Origin of the sequence: Phocaeicola sp. (assembly GCF_048170425.1) — a bacterium.
In the GTDB taxonomy this organism is placed as follows: domain Bacteria; phylum Bacteroidota; class Bacteroidia; order Bacteroidales; family Bacteroidaceae; genus Phocaeicola.
In genome coordinates this window covers 1-6,818 of sequence record NZ_DBEXBB010000007.1, presented here as the reverse complement: position 1 = coordinate 6,818, position 6,818 = coordinate 1, and the positions used below count along the sequence as shown (strand labels likewise).

Here is a 6,818-nt window from a genome sequence, read left to right as displayed (position 1 = left end):
TAATTGTATTTTTGTCACGCTTTCGAAATATCCTTTTCCTGAAAGGACGTTGGAAAGTGTGTTTATTGATATTTGCGCCCGTAGTTCAATGGATAGAATAAAGGATTCCGGTTCCTTCGATTGGGGTTCGACTCCCCACGGGCGTACATAAAGCTTATTAGACTGAAAATGAACGGTTTAATAAGCTTTTTTGTTTATAGAACCAGCCTTCAGAAAATAAGGTCTGTACTTCCTGAAAACGCTTCTACGTTTGTGCCAAAACGCCTTTGCGTTTGACACAAAACGTACTTGTGTTTCAAGTAAAACGTACTTGCGTTTTGATTAAAATGTCAAAGCGTTTTCCGGTAAATGCAAAGGCGTTTTCTGAAGGTGAAAAAATCACTGTTTAAAGTTGACTGAGAGATGAAAAACTACATGTTTGAAATTTGTGCGAACTCTGCAGAGAGTTGTGTGGCTGCCCAGCAGGGAGGCGCTCACCGGGTAGAATTGTGTGCCGGCATGCCAGAGGGTGGAACTACTCCATCGTTGGGTGAGATAAAAGTGGCCCGTAAGTCGATTGACATCCGTCTGCATGTTATAATCCGTCCGCGTGGAGGAGATTTTCTGTACACGTCTTCTGAACTGGAGATTATGGAAGAAGATATCCGGGCTGCCCGTCAGGCGGGAGCCGATGGCGTGGTGTTCGGTTGCCTTACGCCGGAAGGTGAACTGGACAAGCCGGCCATGCAGCGTCTGATGGAAGCTTCCAAAGGGTTTTCGGTGACTTTCCACCGTGCGTTTGATTATGTCAAGTCGCCTCGTGAGGCGCTTGAAGAGCTGATAGGCATGGGCGTGAACCGTGTGCTGACTTCCGGCCAGATGCCTACGGCCATGGAAGGGGCACCCTTGCTGGCTGAACTGGTGAAGCAGGCGGGCGACCGCATTATCATCATGCCGGGCTGCGGAGTGAACGAGCATAACATTGCGGAACTGGCCCGTGTGACGGGAGCCGGTGAATTCCATTTTTCGGCGCGCGAACAAAAAGAAAGCCGGATGCTTCTTCGCAATCCGGCTTTGTCGATGGGAGGTACGGATATGGATGAATATGCTCATCCGGTCACGACTCCCGAAAAGGTGCGTCGCACTATTGAGGCGCTTACAGTCCGTGGATGACATGGAGCAGTTGCTCGCCCATGCCGATGGTGTATCCGTGTGATTCGAAGACTACACGGTTGAACGTATCGCCCAGGATAATCACCGGCAGGGTGGGTTTGCTGCCCAACTTCATATTTTCAGCAATCATTTTCAGAATGCTTCCGTCCTTGTCTATACCGAACACTACGTTCGACGGAAGATTGGGGAATTCTTTACGGTCAAATTTCTTGTAGGCTGCTTCGTCTGTGAAGAGCAGTACGATTGTACGTCCCCATTTCTCAAATTCCGCTTTCTTTACTTCGATGTCTTTCAGGGCATGGTTGGTCGGTTCCTGACCTACACCCAATACGCCGACAATGTAATATCCTCTTCCTGTGGTGTTTAGAATGGATACTTGTTCGTCTGTGCCCGGACGAGTGTAGAGTGCTTCGGAATTGAAGTTGCCGATGACACGTACTTCTTCCGTATTGTTGCGCATGCAGAGAGGAGTCACCGTAGTCTTTCCTTTGTCAACAGAGAAGAACGAAACCTGGCTCAATACGCCTCCGTTGGCCATACGGCTACCCGTTACCATCATGTAATAACCTGTCGACATACTGCTTCCGTTTTTCAGCAGAGAAGCCCAGCTGGCATCTTCCGGATGGTTCTGTAACTGGAATGTGCCGTTGTCATACTTCGACAAGGTGAAGTGAGTGTAGTATTTCGGATTGTCCAGTCGCGGAATAGCCTGGTAAGTAGCTTTCAATACACCTTCCGACAGACTTCCACCCTCTGAGCTTTCAAAGTCTACCAATACCGGTTTTCCGTTGAGGCGGTAGCAGATGTTACCGTTTACTTCATCCTTCCAGGCTGGGATACCTAAGCTACGGGCAGCAGCTACAAAGAAAATGTCTCTGGACTGTGAGTCCGTCACGCGGCTGCGCCATACGCCTTCGGGTGAAGTAATGGTGGATATTGTGCTCAAGTCATTGCGGATAGACAGGCTGTCCTTACACCATTTTACAAGTACTTGCGGGTCGGCTTTGATTTGTGCGGCCAGTTCGGCAGACAAGGCTTTCTGCAGGTAAGTACGGTAAGGAGTCAGCATTTCGGTGGCAATGCGCGGTGCAAGCACTTCTTTCACGTCAGCTCTCGCATCGGTAGCATACAAATGGTCTTCCAGAATGCTGCAAGGGGTGTCGCGCAGGTCTTTATCAGCCAGTGTGCCGAGCAGTTCCAAGGCACGGGCACTCTGTCCCTTTTCTGCCGCAGTCGACAGGAACTGCATGATGTCGGCGTGATTTCCTCTGGACTTCAGAATGTATGTGCTTGTCTGGTTCACATCCAGTTTCAGTCCTTCTGCAAAAGCTTTGGCCTTTTCTTCGGTAGGGAAGCTGGCTACATAGGCATTGCGGATAGAGTCTTCCTGAGCCATACGCAGGGTGTTCTCCTTACGCTGTGCATCGGTCACCTCCGGATAGTTGGCTTTTTCAGCCGGCGGTACGATGTGCAGGGTATCGGTAAATACGTCTCCCGGGCGGTGAGAAAGCGTCAATGTAACTTCTTTATCTTTTCCGAAAGAAACTTTCTGCAAGCCGAAGTGTTCATTCGCCGAAGCGTACACTACCATGTCGCCCAATCCGGCAGAAAGAGAAGCCTTTCCTTGCGCGTCGGTTGTTTTGTTGGCTACGGTGAAGAACTCGGCGTAATTGTAAATCTTGAACTCTACGTGTGCGCCTTCTACGGCTTTACCCTGAGCATCCACCACCGTGACAGTGAGGGGAGCACTCTGTCCGTAATTGTCGATGATGTTGATTTCCGTATAGTTGGCAGTGGTTTTCATTACTTCTTCCGGTCCGTCGTATGCACCGAATACCTTGGTGTGCATCAGCATACCTCTGCTGGCAGGAGCGTTGAACCATCCTAAGTTCAGTACCGGTTCCGGTTCGCAGGCACCGAGGAAGTACCATTTGCCGTCCACCCAGGCTTCTACCCAGGCATGGTTGTCGTCGGTATGTGCCCAGCGCGGGGTGTACACCTGACGGGCAGGGATACCTACGGCACGGAGAGCGGCTACCAGGAAGGTCGACTCTTCACCACAACGTCCGTAAGCGGTTTTGACCGTGGCCATCGGAGCGCTGGTACGAATGTCGGTCGGAGTATAGACAACCTTTTCATGACACCAATGGTTCACTTCCAGCACGGCATCGTACATCGACAGTTTTTCTACACGCGGCATCAGTTCCTGACGGAACACTTCGCGTGCATTGTCCAGGTTTTCGTTGTTCACTCTGACAGGGAGTACAAAGTGTCGGAATATCATGTCAGGAATCCCGGCTCCCCATGAAGTCTCTTTTCGGTTCTGAAGCGCCAGGCGTACATTTTTCAGATAGAACTCTCCGGAGTAATCAGAAATATCGCCCGGAGTCATGTAGGCATACAGGAACATCATGGCTTCCCGTTCTTCCAGTGTCAAGTCTTCATTGAAGATGTCAAAAAGATTTCCCTGGTTGAGTATTTCTTTCTTTTGTCCGAAATCTGCTTCCACTTTGTTGCGGTAGTCGGTTTCTTTCAGAAAATGGTTAGGAGAGGTCGAGGTACACGACGGGAAGAGGCAACTGAGCCAGAATGCAAATGCGGGTATAAGTAGTTTTTTCATGTAGGTAATAAAGATTTGGTAAAAACAGAAATAAAAAAGACACGGAAACGGGAAGTTCTTCCCTGAAATGGGAACTTCTGCGTTTCTGTGTCTTTTGCTTAAAATGTAATATGCACTTAGATAGGTTTATATTCTACAAATGCTTCCATAGCTTCATAGCAAGCCAGGCCTAACTGGTCATAAAATGAAGCGGTTCCACGGTTGCGGTCTTCACTTCTTTGCCAGAACAGGCGTTCGTCATTGCCCAGGAACGGTGCGCTTTCCATCTGAGACTGATGTTTCAGGATGGAGTTACGTTTTGCACGAAGTTCTTCCGGACTCAACGGTACAGCCATTTCAATGTTTTCAATTTCCCATTCTGCCCATGCGCCACGGTACATCCAGATGCGGCAGTCGTTCAGCCATTCGGCACCGGCATTCTTTTCTTCATCAATGGCGGCAAAGACGGCATCCGTACATACACGGTGGGTACCGTGCGGGTCGGCCAAGTCACCTGCTACGTAAATCTGGTGAGGTTTCACTTCGCGGAGCAGATTCAGCACAATCTCTACATCGGCTTCACTAATAGGATTCTTTTCAATCTTTCCAGTTTCATAGAACGGAAGATCGAGGAAGTGGCAGCGGCTGAGCGGGATATTATTGAACGTACAAGCAGTACGTGCTTCTCCACGGCGAATCAGTCCCTTGATGGTCAAGATGTCACGGGTATCCATTTCACCTTCCTTCTTGGTGGAGAAGAATTTCTTGATTTCCGTATATTTGTCACTGATAACTTTGTCTTCATTATTGGCAAACAATTGGTTGAATCCGTTGATGAAATGCATGAAGCGTACTACTTCTTCATCGCCTACAGCAATGTTTCCAGACGTTTCGTAAGCTACGTGTACTTCATGTCCCTGCTGTACAAGACGGCGTAACGTACCTCCCATGGAAATTACATCATCATCCGGGTGCGGAGAGAATACGACTACACGTTTCGGGAACGGTTTGGCACGTTCCGGACGATAGGTGTCATCTGCATTCGGCTTGCCGCCTGGCCATCCGGTAATGGTATGCTGGAGGTCGTTAAACACTTTGATGTTGGCATTGTAGGCAGAACCGTAAAGTGCCAGCAATTCACTTAAGCCGTTTTCGTTATAGTCCTTATTGGTCAGTTTTAGAATAGGCTTGTTCAGGGTGGTACATAACCATACGATAGCACTTCTTACCAGCTTATCGTTCCATTCGCAACTGGTTACCAGCCACGGGCGCTGAATGCGGGTTAAATGGGCTGCTGCAGACAAGTCTACGCAAACAGAAGTATTGGAATGAAGTTGCAGGTAGGATGCCGGCAATGCATCACTGACCTTGTTTTCTACTGCGCTTCGGATGATGTCGGCTTTGTCGTCTCCCCAAGCTAGCATATATATTTTTCTCGCTCCTAAAATGGTATTGACACCCATGGTGATAGAGCAGGGAGGAAGATTATCTACGCCGATGTTGCGTGCGGCTTCAGAACGGGAAGTAGCGTCAATTAAGATTAAGCGGGTAGTAGAACTGGCGTGTGAACCAGGTTCGTTCATACCGATGTTTCCTTCACGACCGATTCCCATGATGACAATGTCCAAGCCTCCGAAGGTTTGTATACGCTGTTCGTACAAGCGGCAGTGTTCAATGATAGCTTCCTGAGGGATGCTACCATCCATCGTAAAGATGTTTTGGTGGTCAATGTCTATCTGTGAAAGGAAAAGCTTGTTCAAATGATTAAAACTGCTTCCTGCACCTTCTGTCAGTGGATAATATTCATACAAGTTGAAGAAAACTACGTTACGGAAACTTACTCCTTCGTCCTTGTGTTTACGAATCAGTTCTGTGAATAGTGGCCGTAGGGAAGCACCTGTACCTATTGCAATTGTACAGAATTTTCCTTCACGCTGTCTGTCCTGTATTTTAGCAACGATTTCATTGGCAATTTGTTCTACACCTTCTTCAATTGTTTCAAAGATGTTGGTAGGGATTTTTTCCAGTCGTGTAAGGACAGAACGTTCTACGGCGTTCCCCGGACGATAGTAGCGTGGGGAAACGCGGTTCAGTGAAATTTGAGAGCTAAGATTGGTTCTCATGATTCAATGAATTAAAGGTTGTTCTTTTCAATATCCTTAAAGTATTTGTAGGTGCCGACTTTCAATTCATCGGTAGCGGCTTCGTCACATACGATGATACCGTGCTGGTGCATCTGCAATGCGCTGATAGTCCACATCTGTGTGATGCCACCTTCTACTGCATGCTGCAGGGCACGTGCCTTGTTGTGACCGTTACAGATAATCAGCACTTCTTTAGCAGAAAGTACAGTACCAACTCCTACAGTTAAGGCTGTCTTAGGAACTTTGTTGACATCGTTGTCAAAGAAACGTGAGTTGGCGATAATAGTATCCGTAGTCAGTGTTTTCACACGTGTGCGTGAACTAAGTGAAGAGCCCGGCTCGTTGAAAGCAATGTGTCCGTCAGGACCGATACCTCCCAGAAACAGGTCGATACCCCCAAACTTTTCAATTGCTTTTTCATAATTGGCACATTCAGCTTCCAGGTCGGCAGCATTACCATTCAATATGTGAATATTTTCTTTGCAGATGTCAATATGATTGAAGAAATTGTTGAACATGAATGAATGGTAGCTTTCAGGATGAGATTCCGGCAAGCCTACGTATTCGTCCATATTGAAAGTCACTACATTCTTGAATGATACCACTCCCTTTTTGTTTAATTCAATCAGGGCTTTATACATACCCAGAGGAGATGAACCTGTGGGAAGTCCTAATACAAACGGTTTTTCTTTGGTAGGATTAGCTGCGTTGATTTTTTTTGCAACATAGTTTGCTGCCCAGCTGGACAGAGAACTGTAATCGGGTTCAATGATTAATCTCATGGTGGTTAGAATTTTAAATATTGAAATTAAATTAACTAGTTACTTAATCGATAAGAATTTTTTACTTTATGCAAATATATCAAAGCTTATTCAGAAAGTCAAATAAAAAAATAGATTTTTTATGTATGAGTTTTTAAAGAA

Annotated in this window: 4 protein-coding genes and 1 tRNA gene; 2 read left to right on the top strand and 3 right to left on the bottom strand. The window is 47.1% G+C overall.

The genetic code is table 11. From position 1 onward, the window contains the following. Positions 1-74: 74 nt before the first annotated feature. Together ACMJ0U_RS00210 and ACMJ0U_RS00205 are read left to right on the top strand one after the other, a co-directional pair. Positions 75-146 (top strand) — tRNA-Arg (locus ACMJ0U_RS00210). Positions 147-402: 256 nt separating this feature from the next. Beyond that, positions 403-1,152 carry a copper homeostasis protein CutC gene (locus ACMJ0U_RS00205; RefSeq protein WP_417127381.1) on the top strand — a complete coding sequence of 250 codons (750 nt, stop codon included), beginning with the start codon at positions 403-405 and terminating at the stop codon, positions 1,150-1,152. Here the strand turns inward: ACMJ0U_RS00205 and ACMJ0U_RS00200 are convergent. The 3 genes from ACMJ0U_RS00200 to nagB form a co-directional block, all read right to left on the bottom strand. After that, complete coding sequence (locus ACMJ0U_RS00200; RefSeq protein WP_417127380.1) at positions 1,136-3,772, bottom strand: transglutaminase domain-containing protein; 2,637 nt, start codon at positions 3,770-3,772, stop codon at positions 1,136-1,138. The two genes, ACMJ0U_RS00205 and ACMJ0U_RS00200, sit on opposite strands and share 17 nt — an antisense overlap. 116 nt (positions 3,773-3,888) lie before the next feature. Beyond that, positions 3,889-5,874 carry a glucosamine-6-phosphate deaminase gene (locus ACMJ0U_RS00195; protein WP_417127379.1) on the bottom strand — a complete coding sequence of 662 codons (1,986 nt, stop codon included), beginning with the start codon at positions 5,872-5,874 and terminating at the stop codon, positions 3,889-3,891. An 11-nt stretch (positions 5,875-5,885) separates the two neighbouring features. Next, positions 5,886-6,677 (bottom strand): glucosamine-6-phosphate deaminase, encoded by a 792-nt coding sequence (gene nagB, locus ACMJ0U_RS00190; RefSeq protein ID WP_417127378.1) that lies wholly within the window; start codon positions 6,675-6,677, stop codon positions 5,886-5,888. Between the last annotated feature and the right edge of the window lie 141 nt (positions 6,678-6,818).